The sequence below is a fragment of the Methylobacterium sp. WL69 genome (genome assembly GCF_008039485.1).
In the GTDB taxonomy this organism is placed as follows: Bacteria; Pseudomonadota; Alphaproteobacteria; order Rhizobiales; family Beijerinckiaceae; genus Methylobacterium.
Genome location: NZ_VRUZ01000040.1, coordinates 17972 through 35240 on the forward strand (window position 1 = coordinate 17972; position 17269 = coordinate 35240).

Annotated in this window: 15 protein-coding genes; 11 read left to right on the forward strand and 4 right to left on the reverse strand. The window is 72.9% G+C overall.

Annotation, left to right across the window (positions count from 1 at the left end; all coding sequences use genetic code 11):
- Nucleotides 1–74 precede the first annotated feature (74 nt).
- Complete coding sequence (locus FV218_RS12750) at nt 75–1289, forward strand: putative DNA modification/repair radical SAM protein (protein WP_056087480.1); 1215 nt, start codon at nt 75–77, stop codon at nt 1287–1289.
- 2 nt (nt 1290–1291) lie between these two features.
- Nucleotides 1292–2737 carry a UdgX family uracil-DNA binding protein gene (locus tag FV218_RS12755; RefSeq protein ID WP_147709999.1) on the forward strand — a complete coding sequence of 482 codons (1446 nt, stop codon included), beginning with the start codon at nt 1292–1294 and terminating at the stop codon, nt 2735–2737.
- Nucleotides 2738–2747: 10 nt separating this feature from the next.
- On the opposite strand, the gene FV218_RS12760 is transcribed toward FV218_RS12755, so the two are convergent.
- A complete protein-coding gene (locus tag FV218_RS12760) occupies nt 2748–3068 on the reverse strand; it encodes a hypothetical protein (RefSeq protein WP_147710000.1) in 321 nt (106 codons plus the stop codon).
- Between the two features lie 132 nt (nt 3069–3200).
- Between FV218_RS12760 and FV218_RS12765 the strand changes: the two genes are divergently transcribed.
- The 6 genes from FV218_RS12765 to FV218_RS22775 all read left to right on the forward strand — a co-directional run bounded on the left by FV218_RS12765 (nt 3201) and on the right by FV218_RS22775 (nt 7260).
- The gene (locus FV218_RS12765) at nt 3201–3419 is read left to right on the forward strand and encodes a hypothetical protein (protein WP_147710001.1); all 219 of its coding nucleotides are present in this window, start codon (nt 3201–3203) and stop codon (nt 3417–3419) included.
- 56 nt (nt 3420–3475) lie between these two features.
- Nucleotides 3476–5101, forward strand: coding sequence for a DEAD/DEAH box helicase (locus FV218_RS12770; protein WP_147710002.1), 1626 nt, complete (start codon nt 3476–3478; stop codon nt 5099–5101).
- Between the two features lie 70 nt (nt 5102–5171).
- On the forward strand, nt 5172–5564 hold the full coding sequence (locus tag FV218_RS12775; RefSeq protein WP_147710003.1) for a phage holin family protein: 393 nt from the start codon (nt 5172–5174) through the stop codon (nt 5562–5564).
- 92 nt (nt 5565–5656) lie between these two features.
- Nucleotides 5657–6544, forward strand: coding sequence for a CoA ester lyase (locus FV218_RS12780; protein WP_147710004.1), 888 nt, complete (start codon nt 5657–5659; stop codon nt 6542–6544).
- Nucleotides 6541–7044 (forward strand): dUTP diphosphatase, encoded by a 504-nt coding sequence (gene dut, locus FV218_RS12785; protein WP_147710005.1) that lies wholly within the window; start codon nt 6541–6543, stop codon nt 7042–7044. The genes FV218_RS12780 and dut overlap by 4 nt, the downstream gene beginning before the upstream one ends.
- A 42-nt stretch (nt 7045–7086) precedes the next feature.
- Nucleotides 7087–7260, forward strand: a complete 174-nt coding sequence (locus FV218_RS22775; RefSeq protein WP_187273046.1) for a hypothetical protein — start codon at nt 7087–7089, stop codon at nt 7258–7260.
- A 13-nt stretch (nt 7261–7273) separates the two neighbouring features.
- Here FV218_RS22775 and FV218_RS12790 read toward each other — a convergent pair whose 3' ends face one another.
- The gene (locus FV218_RS12790; RefSeq protein WP_082475965.1) at nt 7274–7615 is read right to left on the reverse strand and encodes a hypothetical protein; all 342 of its coding nucleotides are present in this window, start codon (nt 7613–7615) and stop codon (nt 7274–7276) included.
- A gap of 132 nt (nt 7616–7747) precedes the next feature.
- On the opposite strand from FV218_RS12790, the gene FV218_RS12795 reads away from it, so the two are divergent.
- Nucleotides 7748–9220, forward strand: a complete 1473-nt coding sequence (locus FV218_RS12795; RefSeq protein ID WP_147710006.1) for a TAXI family TRAP transporter solute-binding subunit — start codon at nt 7748–7750, stop codon at nt 9218–9220.
- Nucleotides 9217–10563 carry an L-serine ammonia-lyase gene (locus FV218_RS12800; RefSeq protein ID WP_147710007.1) on the forward strand — a complete coding sequence of 449 codons (1347 nt, stop codon included), beginning with the start codon at nt 9217–9219 and terminating at the stop codon, nt 10561–10563. The genes FV218_RS12795 and FV218_RS12800 overlap by 4 nt, the downstream gene beginning before the upstream one ends.
- A 7-nt stretch (nt 10564–10570) precedes the next feature.
- Here the strand turns inward: FV218_RS12800 and FV218_RS12805 are convergent, their stop codons facing one another.
- Nucleotides 10571–11053, reverse strand: a complete 483-nt coding sequence (locus tag FV218_RS12805; RefSeq protein ID WP_147710008.1) for a hypothetical protein — start codon at nt 11051–11053, stop codon at nt 10571–10573.
- Nucleotides 11054–11247: 194 nt separating this feature from the next.
- Between FV218_RS12805 and FV218_RS12810 the strand changes: the two genes are divergently transcribed.
- On the forward strand, nt 11248–12318 hold the full coding sequence (locus tag FV218_RS12810) for a DUF808 domain-containing protein (protein ID WP_147710009.1): 1071 nt from the start codon (nt 11248–11250) through the stop codon (nt 12316–12318).
- A 16-nt stretch (nt 12319–12334) separates the two neighbouring features.
- Here FV218_RS12810 and FV218_RS12815 read toward each other — a convergent pair whose 3' ends face one another.
- A complete protein-coding gene (locus FV218_RS12815; protein WP_246685103.1) occupies nt 12335–17200 on the reverse strand; it encodes a DUF3320 domain-containing protein in 4866 nt (1621 codons plus the stop codon).
- Nucleotides 17201–17269: the final 69 nt, after the last annotated feature.

Below are 17269 nucleotides of genomic sequence, written 5' to 3' on the forward strand. Positions count from 1 at the left end.
TCCGGCAGCGAACACGGCGGCGATTTTCCCCGGAATAAATTGAACGAACCACGAACGGGGCGCATCTCCTATCCATGGACGAAACCCTCGCGAAGAAGCTCCGCATCCTCGCCGATGCCGCCAAGTACGACGCCTCGTGTTCGTCGTCGGGGGCCCCGAAGCGCACGGCGGGCAAGGGCGAACTCGGCTCGACCACGGGGGCGGGCATCTGCCACGCCTACACCCCGGATGGGCGCTGCATCTCGCTCCTGAAGATCCTGCTGACGAATTACTGCCTGTTCGACTGCGCCTATTGCGTCAATCGCCGCTCGTCCAACGTTGAGCGCGCGAAGTTCACCGTCGAGGAGGTCGTGACCCTCACGGTGGAGTTCTACAAGCGCAACTACATTGAGGGCCTGTTCCTCTCGTCGGGCATCATCAAGTCGCCCGACCACACCATGGAGCTGCTAACGCGGGTGGCGAAATCGCTGCGGCGCGACCACGGTTTTCGCGGCTACATCCACCTGAAGTCGATCCCGGAAGCGAGCCCGTGGCTGATCGAGGAGGCGGGGCTCTATGCCGACCGGCTTTCGATCAACGTCGAGTTGCCGACGGAGGTGAGCCTGGAGCGGCTGGCGCCCGAGAAGAACGGCACGATCATCCAGAACGCGATCCAGCAGATCGGCGAGCGGATCACGCAGGCGAAGGCCGAAAAACGCCGGTTCTCGCCGGCCGGGCAATCGACCCAGGTCATCGTAGGGGCCGACGCCACCACCGACGAGGCGCTGATGCGCAAGAGCGCGCATCTCTACGGCTCGTTCAACCTGAAGCGGGTCTACTACTCGGCCTTCAGCCCGATTCCCGACGGCTCCACCATCCTGCCCCTGAAGTCGCCCCCGCTCCAGCGCGAGCACCGGCTCTACCAGGGCGACTGGCTGCTGCGGTACTACGGCTTCACGCCGGACGATGTCGCCGACGCCACGGAGGACGGCATGTTCGCCCTCGACGTCGACCCGAAGCTCGCCTGGGCGTTGAAGCACCGGTCGCACTTCCCCCTCGACGTGAACCGGGCGGACCGGGAATGGCTCCTGCGGGTGCCGGGTCTCGGGGCCAGGGCCGTGGACAAGATCGTGCGGGCGCGGCGCCACACCCGCCTGCGCCTGGAGGACGTCGCCCGCCTCACCTCCGGCCTCAAGCGCGCCCGGCCGTTCCTCATCGCGGAGGATTACCATCCCAGCGGCGGCCTCACCGACCGCCTCGATCTCCGCGCCCGCCTCGCCGACCCGCCGAAGCAGCTGAGCCTGTTCTGAGGATGGAGCCGGGCGGCGATCTGTTCGGGACCGGACCGCAGGCGGTGTCGCTGGGCGCCGGAGCGGATGGTGCCGGGTTCCGCGCCGCCGTCCGGCGTCTGGCCGCCGCAGCCGTCCCGCCCGAGCGCGTGGTCTGGTCCGTCGGCGAGGCGCCCGGCCTGTTCGGCGCCCCGGACGCGGCGACCGACGCCCCGCCGCTCGCCCTGCCGCGCGGGGTCGGCGACCTCGTCGCCCGCGTGGTGCCGCACCGCGATCCCGAGCGCTACGCCCTGCTCTACGCCCTGATCTGGCGGGTCCTCCGGGGCGAGCGCCGCCTGCTGGAGGTCTCGAGCGATCCCCTGGTCCATCGCCTGGAGCGCATGGCGAAGGCCATCGCCCGCGACCTGCACAAGATGCACGCCTTCCTGCGCTTCCGCCGAGTGGAAGGGGAGGGGCCCGAGCGCTTCGTCGCCTGGTTCGAGCCCGACCACCACATCCTGGAGGCGGCCGCCCCGTTCTTCGTCGGCCGTTTCCGGAGCCTGCACTGGACGATCCTCACGCCGGAGGGCTCGGCCCGGTGGGACACGGAGAATCTCAGCTTCGGCCCGCCCGGACGGCGCGAGGACGCGCCCGCCAGCGACGGGTTCGAGGCGGGCTGGCGCGACTATTATGAAAGCACCTTCAACCCCGCCCGCACCAACCTCGCCGCCATGCGGGCCGAGATGCCGAAGAAGTACTGGCGCAACATGCCCGAGACCGCCGCGATTCCGGGCCTCGTCCGGGCGGCGGCCGCGCGCACGGATTCGATGATCGAGCGGGCGCCGCAGAAGGCGATCAAGCGCGATCCCGTCCGGGCCGTGGCCGCCATGGCCGATCAGGCCCCGGATTCCCTCGACGCGCTGAACGCCATCATCCGCCGTTCCGAGCCCCTGGTGCCGGGGGCGACCCAGGCGGTCTTGGGCGAAGGACGGGTGGGGGCCACCATCGCGTTCGTGGGCGAGCAGCCGGGGGATCAGGAGGACCGCCAGGGCCGCCCGTTCGTCGGGCCGGCGGGCCAGCTCCTCGGCCGGGCCATGGCGGAAGCCGGGATCGTGCGGGGCGACGCCTACCTCACCAATGCGGTCAAGCATTTCAAGTTCGAGCAGCGCGGCCAGCGCCGCATCCACCAGAACCCCACCGCCGGCGAGGTCAGCCATTACCGCTGGTGGCTGGAGCGCGAACTCGACTTCGTCGCCCCCCGCCTCGTGGTGGCGCTGGGCGCCACCGCCGTCCTGGCCCTCGCCGGCCGGGCGATCCCCGTCACCCGGGCGCGGGGGCCGGCGGAGTTCGGCAAGGGCTACGCCGGGTTCATCACCGTGCACCCGTCCTACCTGCTGAGGCTGCCGGACGGGGCGAAGGACGAGGCCTACGCGGCCTTCGTCGCGGATCTGCGGCGGGTCGGCGAACTCGCCACGACCCTGGCCGCCTGAGGCCGCCGTCTCACCGACGCCGCGTCAGGCCGAACAGCGCGAATCCCGCCAGGGCCGCCAGTCCGAGAGCGAGGCCGCGATTGCCGTTGACCGCCGACACCACGGAATCGCCCGTGCGGCGCAGGTCGTCGGCCAGGGCTGAGCCCGTGAGGATGCGCTCGGCCCGGGCCTTGTTCTCGGGGCGGGTGTTGATGGCGACGGAGAAGTCGTCGTCGTGGCGGATGATGTCGATGCTGTTGCGGGCGAACCCCGCCCGCGCGAGGCGGTCGCGCGCCGAGCGGGCCAGGCCGAGGGAGGGAAAGGCGACCGAGGCGAGCACGCTGTCCGACATGACTTTTCTTCTCCGCTGAGTCCGAGCGAAACACGGTGGCGTGAGGGGGAGTTCCGTGGGGCCGCCTTAAGAGCCCGGCAACCCGGCGCGCTTAGGCCCGGTCCGAGCCCGACCGGACGGCCCTGCCAGGAGATGCCCGCCTTGCGCGATCCCTTCGTTCCCGACGCGCTGGCCGAGCGCCTGCGGGCCAAGCGGCGCAACACCCGGCCCGTGGCGGCGCTGGCCTACGAACCGGCCAAGCCCGTCTTCGCCGAGCTGCTGGACGGGCGCGGCCACGGCACGGGCCAGTTCGTGCGCCTGTCGCAGGGGATGGTGGAGGGCATCACCCGGGTGGTGCGCGGCACCGAATAGGCGGCCTGCTCCGCCCGCCGTTCCGCATCGCGAAGAACCGCCGTAGAAACCCGGCGATGGAGCTCAGACCCTACCAGCGTGCCAGCCTCGACGCCCTCTACGCGTCCTGGCGCAACGAGACCGGCGACGGCCTCATCGTCCTGCCCACGGGCGCCGGCAAGGCCTTCGTCATCGCGGCCCTGGTGCGGGAAACCATCGCCCGCGCGGCCGGCGCGCGGATCGCCGTCGTCACCCACACCCGCGAGCTCATCGCCCAGAACCACCGCGAACTCCTCGCGTATTGGCCGGACGCCCCGGCCGGAATCTACTCGGCCGGCCTCAACCGGCGCGAGACGGCCACGCAGATCCTGTTCTGCGGCATCCAGTCGGTCTGGAACCAGACCGAGGCCATCGGCGCCTTCGACCTCGTGGTGGTGGACGAGGCCCACCTGATCCCGCGCGCCGCCGAGACCCGCTACGGCCGCTTCCTCGCCGCCCTGCGGGCCGCCAAGCTCGACCTGCGCGTCGTCGGCCTCACGGCCACGCCCTACCGCCTCGACAGCGGCCGCCTCGACGAGGGCGCGGGCCGCCTGTTCGAGCGCATCGTCTACGAGGCCAATGTCGGCGACCTCATCCACCAGGGCTACCTCGCGCCCCTGATCTGCAAGGCCACCGCCACGGCGCTCGATGTTTCCGGCGTCGGCAAGCGCGGCGGCGACTACATCCCGAGCGCCCTCGAGGCGGCAGTGAACCAGGACTGGATCACCCGCGCGGCCGTGGAGGAAATGGCCGGCTACGGCCGCGACCGCCGGGCCTGGCTCGCCTTCTGCGCCGGTGTGGCCCACGCGGAAGCCGTGCGCGACGCCGTGCGGGGGGAGGGGGTTTCCTGCGAGATGGTGACGGGCGAGACCGGCAAGCGCGAGCGCGACCGGATCGTGCGCGCGTTTCGTGAGGGCCGGGTACGCTGCCTCACCTCGGTGGGCGTGCTCTCGACGGGCTTCAACGTGCCCCGCGTCGACCTCATCGCGCTCCTGCGCCCGACCCAGAGCACGGGCCTCTACGTCCAGCAGGTCGGCCGGGCCCTGCGCACCGCGCCGGGCAAGACCGACGCCCTCATCCTCGACTATGCCGGGCTGGTGCGGATGCACGGGCCCGTCGACATCGTCACCGCCCGCAGCGCGGCGCTCATCAAGGGCCGCGAGGGCGAGGTGCGGGCGAAGGCCTGCCCGGGCTGCGGCGCCCTCATTCCCCTCAACGCCAGCACCTGCGAGGGCTGCTGGGTCGAGCCCGAGGACGAGGCCGGGCCGAGCCACGAGGCGGCGGCGGAGGACGAGCATCCGATCCTGTCGCGGGCCGTACCGGTCTGGCGCAGCGTCCGGGGCTGGCAGCTCGTCCGCCACGCCGCCTCCGGCAGCTTCGACGTGGTGTTCCGCACGGAGGACGGCCTGACCCATCGGGTCCGGATCGCCCTGGAGCAGACCGGGTACCCCCGCGAGAAGGCGGTGCAGTGGTGGCGCCAGTTCGGCGGCGGGCGCGACGTGCCCCTGACCGTCGCCGAAGCCCTCGATCGGGCCGACGAACTCGCCCGCCCGGCCGCGATCCTCATCCGGGCCAACGGCCGCCTGTCCGAGAGCGTGAGCTACCGTTTCGCCGACGGCCGAACCTTCGTCGAGTCGAGGCGCCTCGACGCGGCCGGCGCCTGATCCTTGGGAACACCCGCGCCCGGCCACGGTTGCACCGTTCGGCCCCTGCGGGGCACGAGCGAGGTGTGTGATGCGCGATCCGGCTGCCAAAGGACTCGGCGCCCTGTTGGGGGACAGTGTGCGCCATGCCGCCGATCTCGTCGGCGGCGAATTCGAGCTCCTGCGCCGCGAGACCGACGGCAACATCCGGGCGATCCTCGGTCTCGTCGCCGCGTTCGGCACGGCTTCGCTCCTCGTCCTCGCCGCCCTGATGCTCTTCGTCGTCTTCCTGGTGAAGGGACTCGGCGCCCTGCTCGGGTCCGAGGTCGCCGGAGCCCTCGTCGTCGGCGGGCCGTTCGCCCTCGCGGCCCTCGTCCTCCTGGTGCTGGGAATGCGGCGCATGTCCCGCGAAAACCTCGCGCCGCGCCGGTTCGAGCGGCAGGTCGCCCGCGACGCCCGCATGGCGACCCGCCCGCGCGACTGAGACCCTCGCCTTGAAGCCCTCGCCTTGAATCGGGGAGCCGGGAGCGGTACCGCTCCGGCCAACGCCGGATTCGCGCGATAGGGTTGACCGTCATGACCGAGATTCGCCCCCGCCGCAGCGTCCTGTCCATGCCGGGCTCGAATGCGAGAGCCCTCGAAAAGGCGGCCCACCTCCCCACCGACGTGGTGATGATCGACCTCGAGGACGCGGTGGCGCCCGAGGCCAAGGACGAGGCACGGCACGCCGTCGCCGAAGCGATCCGGGCGGAGCGGTTCGGTCGGCGCGAGGTGGTGGTCCGGGTCAATGCCCTCGATACCCCGTGGGGCGAGGCGGATCTCGCGGCCATCGCGCCCGCCGGCCCCGACGCCATCCTGGTGCCGAAGGTCACGGGGCCCGATGTGGTCGTGGCCGTGGGCAGCCGGCTGCGCCGCCTCGGGGCGCCGGACCGCACCCGCGTCTGGGCGATGATCGAGAGCCCGATGGCGCTCCTGCACATCGCCGAGATCGCGAGTTCGGCCCGCGACGTCGATACCCGGCTCGCCTGCCTCATCGTCGGCCCCAACGACCTCGCCAAGGCGAGCCGGGTCCGCCTCGGCGTGCCGGGCCGCCCGGCCCTGATGCCGTGGCTGATGAACGTGGTCGCCGCCGCCCGCGCCTACGAGATCGACGTCATCGACGGCATCTACAACGCGTTTCGCGACGCCGCCGGGTTCCTCGCCGAGTGCGAGCAGGGCCGCGATTGCGGCTTCGACGGCAAGATGCTGATCCATCCGGGCCAGATCGAACCCGCCAACGCGGTGTTCGGGCCCACGGCGGAGGCCGTCGCCGAGGCCCGCGCCATCATGGCGGTCTTCGCCGATCCGGCGAACGCCCGGCGCGGCGTGGTGGAATTCGAGGGGCGGATGATCGAGCGCCTGCACGCCGTGGACGCCGCCCGCGTCGTGGCCATGGCCGACGCCATCGCGGCGCGGGCGGCGTGAGCGCGCCGCCCGAACTCGCCGTCGATCTGCACCTGTTCGACCCTCGCCTGACCGGCTGGGGCTTCCCGCATTGGGGCTCGGCCGGGGCCGCCGGCCTCGACCTCCACGCCTGCCTTGACGCGCCCCTGACCCTCGATCCCCGGGCCCCGGCCGTGCTGATCCCGGCGGGGTTCGCCCTGGCGATCCGCGACCCGTCCTGGTGCGGGCTGATCTACCCGCGCTCGGGGCTCGGCCACCGCGACGGCCTCGTCCTCGGCAACGGCGTCGGGGTCATCGACGCCGACTATACCGGCCCGCTGATGATCTCGGCCTGGAACCGCAACCCGGCGGGACCCGCCCTGACGATCGCGCCCGGCGATCGCATCGCCCAGCTCGTCTTCACCCGCATCACCCGCCCGCGCTTCACCCTGGTGGACGGGCCGGCGGAGGCCGGCTCCGGGCGCGGCGCCGGGGGCTTCGGCTCGACGGGGGTGGCGGCCGGACGGACCCAAACGCCCTGAACCGTGTTCACTCCTCGGACGAATTTGGAGCGAGGGACCCCCATGGCATTCGTATCGAAGACGGTGATGGAAGAGGGACTGGCCGCCAAGCGGGCCGGCCGGTCCGACGAGGCCAACCCGTATCCGGCCGGTTCGCAGAACAGCGCCGACTGGCTCGAAGGCTACACCGCCGACGAGACCGAGCAGAACGTCGACCGGCCGGAATCGGAAGCCTGAAGCCGCGCGGCGCTCAGCGCCGCAGCATCGCGATCCAGGACGAGACCGGATCGACCACGTAGGCGGCCATGGAGGCCGCCCACTCCCGGGCGCGCGTCGCCATGGTCCGAGTGCCGTCCCCGGTCGCGCGCTCGGCCATGAGGGCGGCGACGTAGGCGTCCTCCCGGTCCTTGCAGGCGTCGAGGGCGTTGCGCTGGGCGCCGGCCTTGCCCTGGATCGCCGGCTGCCCGGCGAAGGACTCGCGCACGCACGCCGTCCAGGCCCGCTCCAGGGCCGGCACGTCGGGGGCGGCCACCACCTCGCCGAAGGGCAGGCAGAGGATCAGACTGAGGACGACGCGCGCGCGGATTCGCATGGCCCCGATATCGCCGATTCGGCCCGTCCCTGACAAGGTGAGGCCGGGCCTCAGCAACCGTCCCGCTTCGCGGCACGTTGCAGTGGCGCCGCGGCGGTATCATCCGCACTGTCCAGGAGACCCGATCCACGGATGAATCTTCCGGGCCTGCCCATCCGCCGCGAGCTGATCTTCCTCGCCCTCGCCATCCTCCTTGCGCTTGCGGCGGCGGGCGCCTTCTACGTCTCCCGCGCCACCACCCTGACGGTGGCCGTGGCGCCGAGCGACGGCACCGAGCCCGCCCTGATCCGGGCCTATGCCGACGCCCTGACGGCGGGCCGCAAGGAAGTCCGCCTCCGGGTCCTGCCCTTCGACGACGTGCGCGACTCCGCCGCCGCCCTGCAGACGGGCAGGGCGGATCTGGCCGTGGTGCGCCCCGACGTCGCCCTGCCGGAGAACGGCCTGACCCTGGCGATCCTGCGCGACCAGGCCATGATCATCGCCTCGCCCGAGCCGTCGGGGATCACGGAGTTCGCCGACCTCGATCGAAAACGCCTCGCCATCCTGGCCCATCGCGACGCCGACCACACCCTGATCAAGGCCCTGGTGGAGCATTACGGCCTCACCCTCCTCGACGATGCCCCCGACGGCCCCGTTCCGGCCCGCCACGTCGCCCTGGTGCAGCTGGAGGAAAAGGACCTCGCCCAGGCCTTCGCCAAGAAGCGGGTCGATGCCGTCGTCTCCGTCATCGCGCCGGCGGCACCGACGGCCCTTCGCATCGTCGGGATCGTCCAGGCCGCGAGCCGCAGCCGCAAGGTCGCGTTCATCGATGTCGCCGACGGGACCGCCATCATCGAGCGCATGCCCCGGCTCCAGGCGGTGACGATCCCGGCGGGCCTGTTCGGCGGCTCCCCGAAGGTGCCGGCCGAGGACGTGCGCACCATCGGGGCGTCCTACCGCCTCATGGCGCGGGCCGGCCTGTCGCGCACGGTGGCGGCGGACGTGACCCAGCACCTGTTCGAACTGCGCAGCGGCCTCTCCAACGCCACGCCGGCGGCCGATTACATGCTGGCCCCGAGCTACGAGACCACGGCCGCCGCCACCAGCGCGCGCCTGCCGATCCACCCCGGCGCCATCGATTTCTTCGAGCGCGAGCAGCAGGGCTTCATCGAGCGCTACGAGACCTGGATCTACCTCGTGGCCTTCCTCGGCGGCGGCCTCGGCTCCGCCCTGGCCTCCCTTCGCCAGCGCCTGTCCCGGGTGCGCCGCGAGCGCGTCGAGGAGGCGACCGACCGCCTCCTCGCCATCCGGGCCGGGGTGCGGGATGCGCCCGACCGCAGGCACCTCGACGCCCTGGCCGCGGAGATCGACGATCTGGCCGGCGAGATCGCCCGCCATGCCCTGGAGCGGCCGACGGAAGCCCGCACCATGAGTGCGGCCGCCATCGCCATCGACGCCGCGCGCTCGACGGTGCGGCGCGCCACCCGGCCGGAGGCGGCGGTGGCCGCGGCACCGGACGGCCCGTTTCCTGCTGAGGCGGCCGGGGGCCCGGTGTCGGTCCGGCCTGAATCGGCGTCGGATGCCGGGACCGGTCCCCTGTCGTCCGAACGGACCCCGAGCCGATGATCAGCGCCTTCGACCTCTTCAAGATCGGGATCGGCCCGTCGAGTTCCCACACCGTCGGGCCGATGGTGGCCGCCCGACGGTTCCGGGAGCGGGTCCGGGGCGGGGCGGGCACGGCGCGGATCCGGGCCGAGATCTTCGGGTCGCTCGCCTGGACCGGGCGCGGCCACGGTACCGATGTGGCCATCGTCCTCGGGCTGCTCGGCCACGCGCCGGACACCGTCGATCCCGACGCCGTGGAGGGATTGGTCGCCGAACTGAACCGCGAAAAGCGCCTGTGGCTCGGAGGCCCGGCCTTCGATCCCGCCCACGATCTGGTCTTCAACTTCACCGAGGTGCTGCCGCTCCACACCAACGGCATGCGCTTTTCCGCCCTCGATGCGGCCGGGGCGGCCCGCGACATGCAGGTGTTCTATTCCGTCGGCGGCGGCTTCGTCGTCACGGAGGCCGGCCCGGAGCCGGGGCCGGAGGCGGCGTTTCCCCTGCCCTACGCGAGTGCCGCCGAACTGCTGGCGGTCTGCGCCCGCACGGGCCTGTCCATCGCCGCCGTGCAGCGGGCGAACGAAGGCGCGATCCGGGGCCCGGACGCGGTGGATCAGGGCCTCGACGCCATCGCGGAGGCCATGTTCGCTTGCATCGAGCGGGGGCTGCGCCAGGGCGGCGAGCTCCCCGGCGGCCTCAAGGTCCGCCGCCGGGCCCGGCGCCTGCACGAGGATCTCACGGCCGGCCGCCTGCGCAACGCCCGCCCGGCCCACGAGATCGTCGACTGGATCAGCCTGTTCGCCCTGGCCGTCAACGAGGAGAACGCGTCCGGCGGGCGGGTGGTCACGGCGCCCACCAACGGGGCGGCCGGGATCGTGCCGGCGGTCCTGCGCTACGCCCGCGACTTCTGCCCGGACTGGTCGGAGGCACGGGGACGCGACTACCTGCTCACGGCGGCCGCCGTCGGGGGCCTCATCAAGACCCGCGCCTCGATCTCGGGGGCCGAGGTCGGCTGCCAGGGCGAGGTCGGCTCGGCGGCCGCCATGGCGGCGGCCGGGTTCGCCGCCTTCCTCGGCGGCTCGCCGGCCCAGGTCGAGAACGCCGCCGAGATCGCCATGGAGCACCATCTCGGCATGACCTGCGACCCCATCGGCGGCCTCGTGCAGATCCCCTGCATCGAGCGCAACGCCTTCGGGGCCAACAAGGCGGTGGTGGCCGCGTCCCTCGCCCTGCGCGGCGACGGCATCCACCGCGTCTCCCTCGACGAGGTCATCGAGACCATGCGCCAGACCGGCGCCGACATGCAGGACAAGTACAAGGAGACCTCCCTCGGCGGCCTCGCGGTGAACGTCGCCGCCTGCTGAAGGGCTCCTATGCGGAGCGGATCGGCTCGGCTTTCCGCACGGAACCGTCGAGGTCGACGTGGAGCGTGAAGGCCGCATCGCCCCTCGTGGCCGGAACCTCGAAATGCTTCGGCTTGCGCCTGGCCTCGCCGCTCGGCGCGTAGCCCGCCCTGCGGGCGGCGGCGAGGGCGGCTTCGGGATCGGCCGGGGCGTGACCGGGCTTGAGTGCGTGACCGGGCTTGAGTGCGTGACCGGGCTTGGGCCCGTGACCGGGCTTGGCCGGCCGGGCGATGGTTTGGGCCGGACCGTCGCCGAGGGTGAGGCGGCTCGCCTTGATCTCGGAGGGCTTGCGCTCGCCGATCACCGTCACGGTGTCGCCGGGCGTCAGGGTCAGGCCTTTGGCCCCTTCGGGACCGAGATCGGCGAGGAACCGCCCGTCTGGGCCCTCGACGGCGAGGCGGTGGCCGAACACGGCCCAGATGGTGCCGGTGGCGGTCTGCAGGTCGGTCATGCGGTGGCCTGTGGTGTTCGGGGGCGCCCTTTCGGGGTGTGACCGATCTACGGGTTGGCTCCGGACCGGGACTGAACGGCGCGGTTCAGCCCCGGTTCAACCGTCCGGCTCACCGCATCGGCATGCCCGTGGTTTGCGGACGCCCGCGGCTGTGCCATGTCTCGGGCGGAACGACGGGCCGGGGGAAATCGATCGTGAGCGTGGGACTTCTGGCACTTCTCGACGATGTCGCGGCCCTCGCCCGGGTGGCGGCGGCCTCCCTCGACGACGTGGTGGCCCAGGCCGGCAAGGCCGGCACCAAGGCCCTCGGCATCGTCATCGACGACGCCGCCGTGACCCCGCGCTACGTCGTGGGTTTCGCCGCCGCGCGCGAACTGCCCATCGTCTGGCGCATCGCCGTGGGCTCCCTGAAGAACAAGCTCCTGTTCCTGCTGCCGGGCGCCCTGCTGCTGAGCTATCTCGTGCCGTGGGTGATCACGCCCCTGCTCATGCTCGGCGGGCTCTACCTCTGCTACGAGGGCGCCGAGAAGATCCTCCATGCCCTCGTGCCGGCGCCCGCGCAGGCCGAGGACACGGTCGCCACCGGTCCGCAGGACGCCCAGGCTCAGGAGGATCAGCGGGTGCGCGGCGCAATCCAGACCGATTTCATCCTTTCGGCCGAGGTGATGGCCCTGACGCTCGCCTCCCTCACCACGGAATCGACGGTGACCCAGGCGGCGATCCTCGCCGTGGTCGGCATCGGCGTGACGCTCCTCGTCTACGGCGTCGTCGCCCTCATCGTGAAGGCGGACGATGCAGGCGTGGCGCTCGCCGCCAACGACCGCCCGGCCTCCACCCTCCTCGGCCTGCGCGCCGCGACGCCGGGGGCCGCCTCCGGCCCGGACCGTGCCCTGCGGCCGGTGACCCGGGGCTTCGGACGGGCGCTCGTCGTCGGCATGCCGTACTTCCTCAGCGGTCTGGCCATCCTCGGTACCGCCGCGATGCTGTGGGTCGGCGGCGGCATCCTCCTGCACGGCCTCGAGCATTTCGGCGTCACCGCCCCGGCCCACCGCGTCCACGATGCGGCCAAATGGATGGCCGCCGCGGTTCCGAGCCTGGCGGGGGCCGCCGAATGGCTCACCACCGCGACCCTGTCGGGCCTCGGCGGCCTCGTGGTCGGCGGCCTGACGATCCCCGTGGCGCAGTTCGTCCTGGCCCCGGTCACCCGGCGGGTCCGGGCCCTGTTGGGCTCGGCCAAGGCGCAGGCGGCACCGGCCGGACACTGACGGGCCCGGCCCCGTCTCAAGGGAGCGCGGCGCGGCCGGCCAGCGCGATGGCCCGTTCGAGGCGCGCGCGGGTCGCGGCCTCGACCCGCGACAGGCCGAGGGCGCGCGCCATGAGCCGGACCCGATCGGCCTCGGGAGTCCAGGCGGGAAGCGTTTCGGCGAGCCCCACGAGTTCCGGCATCGGCGTCTCGGCGTGGCTGCGCACGCTGGGTTCGGCGGGACGATGGCGGCGGCTCGGACGCGGCGCCTCGCCGGCGGGCCAGAGCAGGGCGCGCCCCTCGTCGTCCGTGCGGGCGGTGGCGGCATCGACACCATCCAGGATCGCGTCGCGCACGGGCGGACTGACGCGTCCGATCCCGTGGGCGCGACAGACGCGGCGCACCAGAACGTCCTCGTAGATCGGCGCCTCGACGGCGAGGACGTGTGCGATCATCGCCGCCAGGACCGGCCGGTAGGCGGCCTCGCGGAACCGGGCCGGTTCCAGGGGCAGGTCGAGATCGGCGAAGTCGGCGATCCGATAGCCGGGCGGGCTTGCGAGTGGGCTTGCGAGTGGGCTTGCGGGTGGGCTTGCGGCCGGCGCTGGGGCGATCTCGATAGAAGAGGGCGCGCGCTCGGCGTAGAGCCGCACCGGCTCGGGCGCCGGATCACCAGCGGGTGCGTCGTTCATTGGCTCCCGGGGGAGGGCCCCCGCCAATGGCGCGACTTCCACCGACCCGGCGCCGTCCGGCGGTACCGGCGCGCCGTCGGCCTCCGCCACCGCGGCGGCCTGCGCTTCGGCGGCCAGTGCTTCGGCAGCGCGGCGACGGTTCGTCTCCACGTCCGCGCGCAGGCGGGCGTCGAGCTTCTCCAGGGCGCCGGCCGCGTCCATCCACCAGTCCGTGCTCCAGATCCGGCGGATGCGCCAGCCGAGGTCGACGAGCACCTGTTCGCGCAGGCGGTCGCGGTCCCGCGCCGTGGCGGAGCGGTGATAGGTGGCGCCGTCGCACTCGATGCCGGCGAGGTAGCGGCCCGCTGCGTCGGGGTGGACGATGCCGAGGTCGATGCGGAAGCCCGAGACGCCGATCTGGGTGTGGACGGTCCAGCCCCTGGCCTCCAGGGCTGCCATCACGGCGGCCTCGAACGGCGATTCCACGTCGCCGCCCGTGGGCGCGAACGCCTCGGCGAGGGCCCTCGGCCCGCGCTCGGCGAATTCGAGGAAGTGCTTGAAGTCGCGGACCCCGCGCGAGCCCGTGCGCCCGAGGTCGATCTGCTCGGGGCGCAGCGAGGCGAACACCACGAGCTCGCGCCGGGCTCGGGTGATGGCGACGTTGAGGCGCCGGTAGCCGCCCTCCCTGTTGAGGGACGAGACGGTGCCGCCCACCCGCCCGGTGGCGTCGGGTCCCACCGCCACGGAGAACAGGATGGCGTCGCGCTCGTCGCCCTGCACGTTCTCGAGGTTCTTGACGAAGACCGGCTCGTGCCAGTGCGCGCGGTCGAAGTACGGCTCCAGCTCGGGGTGCGCCCGGCGCTGCTCGTCCAGAAGGTTCTCGATGAGGCGCTGCTGCTCGCCGTTGAAGGTGACGATGCCGAGGGACCGGCGCTCCGTGAGGAAGGCGGGGTCCCGCAGGCGCCGGACGATCTCCGTCACGACGGCCCGCGCCTCGGGCCGGTTCACCCGTCCCGCGCCGCGCTCGTAGAGTCCGTCCCGCACCAGGGTGAGACGGACCGCCCGGTCGTCTGTGACGGGGGAGGGGAACGTCACGAGCCGGCCGCCGTAATAGCGCGCGTTGGAGAACGCGATCAGGCTCTCGTGGCGGCTGCGGTAGTGCCAGTCGAGGTTGCGCCGGGGGATGTTGGCGGCCAGGCACTCGTCGAGGATCGATTCCTGATCGGCCACGTCCGAGCCGTCCTCGATGGCGTCGACGCCGCGGTCGCCGACATTGGTCGGCGGCAATTGCTCGGGGTCGCCGACGATGACGACCTGCCGGCCCCGGGCGATGGCGCCGATGGCGTCCCAGGGCGAGATCTGCGAGGCCTCGTCGAAGATCACCACGTCGAAGGGCGTCGAATCCGGCGGCAGATACTGGGCGATGGAGAGCGGGCTCATCATCACGCAGGGCGTCAGCCGGGTCAGCGCCGACGGCATCCGGGCGAACAGCCTGCGGAGCGGCATGTGGGCCGTCTTCTTCGTCAGTTCGCGCGACAGGGTGCCCCATTCCGGGTCGCTCCCGAAGGCGGTGGGGGCCGGGACGGCGCCGCCGAGGCGGGTGCGCACCACCTGTTTCGAGAGGTCGGAGACCCGGATGTCGGCGGCGCGGAAGCGCGCGATGGTGTCCTCGTGGCGCTCGGGCAGGAAGCGGGCGAGCACGGGATCGTCCGAGACCACCCGGTCGATCCACCACCGCGCGTAGGCCGCCTCGAACGCCGCCTCGGCCCCATCGGGGGCGACGCGGCCCGCCTCCAGGCCGGCGATGAGCGCGTCGAGGCCGGCGTCGCGGGCGGTGCGGGCGACGGCCTGCCAGGCGCACCAGGCCTGCGCGCGCCCGAGTCCCGCGCTCCAGCCGCCGATCCGCTCCAGGCTCCGGGTGATCCAGTCCGGCCCCGGTTCGATGGGCTCCTGCGGGTCGTCGCGGCCGGCGAGGCGGGCCAGCGCCGCTCCGGTCTCGGCGACGGCGGCGCGGTCGCGGCTGAAGCGCCCGTAGGCGCGGGCGATCCGGCCGCCCTCGGCGAGGGCCCGCCCCTCGGTCCGGGCGAGGCGGACGAGGTGGTCGCGCAAGGGGTCGATCCCCAGGGTCTGGGGCCCGAGGATGGCGACGAGTTTTTCGATTTTCTCGGCCCAGTCGAGGGGCGCCCGGAAGGCTTCTTGTCCGGTTTCGGGCAGGTTCCAGGGGGCACCAAGGCTTGCGAGCTGCGCGTCCTCCGGACAGCCCGCCCGGATGTGGCGGGCGACCTCGATCAGGCCGATGAGGTCCGGGCCGAGATCCGCCGGCATCTCCCCCTCGACGTAGGGCCGCACCCGGGCCTGGACCCGCTTGAGCCGGCCGCCGCGCACGAGGAAGTTGGCGCCCTGCGCCGCGACCCATTCGGCGAGGAGGGCGGGAAGATCCTGATCGAGGAGGCTCGCCCGGTAGCGGCCGGCGAGGCGGGCGAGGCCGTCGTCCCGGACGGCGCGGAAGCGCGCGCGCGCGTCCACCGCCCGGCGCAGGTCGCCGGTGGCGTCGGCGAGGAAGGCGGCGCCGCACGGCGCTTCCGGCCGCACGAGATAGGCGCCGAGGACCACGAGGCCCCGCGTCCCGGCCGGGGTCGCCAGCAGAGCGCCGAGGCCGATGGCGTCCGCGCAGTCCCGGCCGCTGGCGCGAAGGGCGGTGAGCGCGTCCGCATGCGCCGCGATGGCCGCCGCCATGTCGGCGCGCCAGACCGGCGACCACTGCGTCGCCGCGATCCCCCGCAGGGGATGGTCGACGGGGGAGCCGAGGGCCGCCAGGACCGGGCGCAGGTCGCGGCAGGCGGCGCGCAACCGCGCGAGGGTGCCGGCATCGTGGGCGCGGTGGTCGGGCCACGCCAGCACGACGGGCGGCTCCGTGGCGCCGGCGGCGACCACGTGGCCGAACGCCTCGTAGGCGCTCATCCCGTTCTCGCGCCGGCGATGCAGGGCGGCGACGAGGCGGTTGAGCTTGTCGCGCAGGGCTGCGAGGTCGCCCGTGGCCCCGCGCCAGTCCGCCTGCGGCGGGGCCGCGCGTTCGTGCCAGGCCTTGCGCAGCTGGGCGAGCACGCTCGACTTCTGCGCCTTGGTCGAATGCACTTCGAGGCAATGGTCGCCGAGCCCGATCTCGTCGAGGCGGCGGCGCACCACCTCCAGGGCGGCGGTCTTCTGCGAGACGAACAGCACCGTGCGTCCCTGCGCGAGGCACTGGGCGATCATGTTGCCGATGGTCTGGCTCTTGCCCGTGCCGGGCGGGCCGAACAGCACGAAGTCCTTTCCGGCGCCCGCCGCGATCACGGCGGAGAGCTGCGAGGAATCCGCCGACAGGGGCGCGAACACCGTCTCAGGCGGGTGCTCGACGTCGAGGCGGCCGGGTTCGGGGAAGGGCGTTCCGTCGCCGTAGGCGTGTTTCGGCGTGTCGACGAGGTGGCGCACCACCGGGTTGCGCTTCAGCACCTCGGCCCGGTCGACCAGATCCTTCCACATCAGGTACTTGGTGAAGGAGAAGGCCGAGAGGACGATGTCGGGCACCACCTCCCAGCCCCTGAGGTCGCGGACGTGGCCGCGTACGATGCGAAAGATGCCCTCGACGTCGATGCCGGAGGCGTCGCGGGGCAGCTCGCCCTCGAGTTCGGGCAGCGCCAAGCGGAAATCCTCGCGCAGCAGTTCGAGCAGGGTCGGGTTGATGCGGATCTCGTCGTCGTGGAGCGCGAGGCGGAACCCGGCGCGCACGCTCGACCGCTGGAGGGCGACGGGGATGAGGAGCAGGGGCGCGCGATGGGCGGCCTCGCCGGCCTTGCGCGTCCACGACAGGAATCCGACGGCGAGGAACAGGATGTTGGCCCCGCCCTCCTCGAAGCCGTTGCGGGCGAGGCGGTAGAGGTCGAGGAGGCGGTCGTCGAGTTCGGCCTGCGTCGCCGTCGTGTGCACCTCGCCGCGGGCCAGCGCCGCGGCGCGGTCCCGGCGCCGGACGTCGTCGCGGGCGTGGAGGTCGGCGGCCTCCGCCCCGTCCGCCCCATCGGAGGCCGGGAACAGGCGGAAGGCGTGTCCGGCCGCGAGCCGGTCCTCCAGGGCGCCGGCCTCGGCGCAGTCGAGGATCACCGAGCCCTTGCCGGGTTTGAAGTTCAGGAGCTTGTTGCGCAGGGTCAGGTCGAGAAGCCTGCGCTTCCACGTTTCGAGACGGTCGACGGGACCGGTCACCGGGGGCTCCACCCGGCGGATTTCCTCGTCCTGGAACCGGGGCGGGGCCGACAGGCCCTGGTCGAGGGG

Excerpts from the sequence above, each read along its gene's own strand:
- FV218_RS12750 (WP_056087480.1), top strand. The coding sequence starts at position 75 with ATGGACGAAACCCTCGCGAAGAAGCTCCGCATCCTCGCCGATGCCGCC.
- FV218_RS12755 (WP_147709999.1), top strand. The coding sequence starts at position 1,292 with ATGGAGCCGGGCGGCGATCTGTTCGGGACCGGACCGCAGGCGGTGTCG.
- FV218_RS12760 (WP_147710000.1), bottom strand. The coding sequence starts at position 3,068 with ATGTCGGACAGCGTGCTCGCCTCGGTCGCCTTTCCCTCCCTCGGCCTG.
- FV218_RS12765 (WP_147710001.1), top strand. The coding sequence starts at position 3,201 with ATGCCCGCCTTGCGCGATCCCTTCGTTCCCGACGCGCTGGCCGAGCGC.
- FV218_RS12770 (WP_147710002.1), top strand. The coding sequence starts at position 3,476 with ATGGAGCTCAGACCCTACCAGCGTGCCAGCCTCGACGCCCTCTACGCG.
- FV218_RS12775 (WP_147710003.1), top strand. The coding sequence starts at position 5,172 with ATGCGCGATCCGGCTGCCAAAGGACTCGGCGCCCTGTTGGGGGACAGT.
- FV218_RS12780 (WP_147710004.1), top strand. The coding sequence starts at position 5,657 with ATGACCGAGATTCGCCCCCGCCGCAGCGTCCTGTCCATGCCGGGCTCG.
- FV218_RS22775 (WP_187273046.1), top strand. The coding sequence starts at position 7,087 with ATGGCATTCGTATCGAAGACGGTGATGGAAGAGGGACTGGCCGCCAAG.
- FV218_RS12790 (WP_082475965.1), bottom strand. The coding sequence starts at position 7,615 with ATGCGAATCCGCGCGCGCGTCGTCCTCAGTCTGATCCTCTGCCTGCCC.
- FV218_RS12795 (WP_147710006.1), top strand. The coding sequence starts at position 7,748 with ATGAATCTTCCGGGCCTGCCCATCCGCCGCGAGCTGATCTTCCTCGCC.
- FV218_RS12800 (WP_147710007.1), top strand. The coding sequence starts at position 9,217 with ATGATCAGCGCCTTCGACCTCTTCAAGATCGGGATCGGCCCGTCGAGT.
- FV218_RS12805 (WP_147710008.1), bottom strand. The coding sequence starts at position 11,053 with ATGACCGACCTGCAGACCGCCACCGGCACCATCTGGGCCGTGTTCGGC.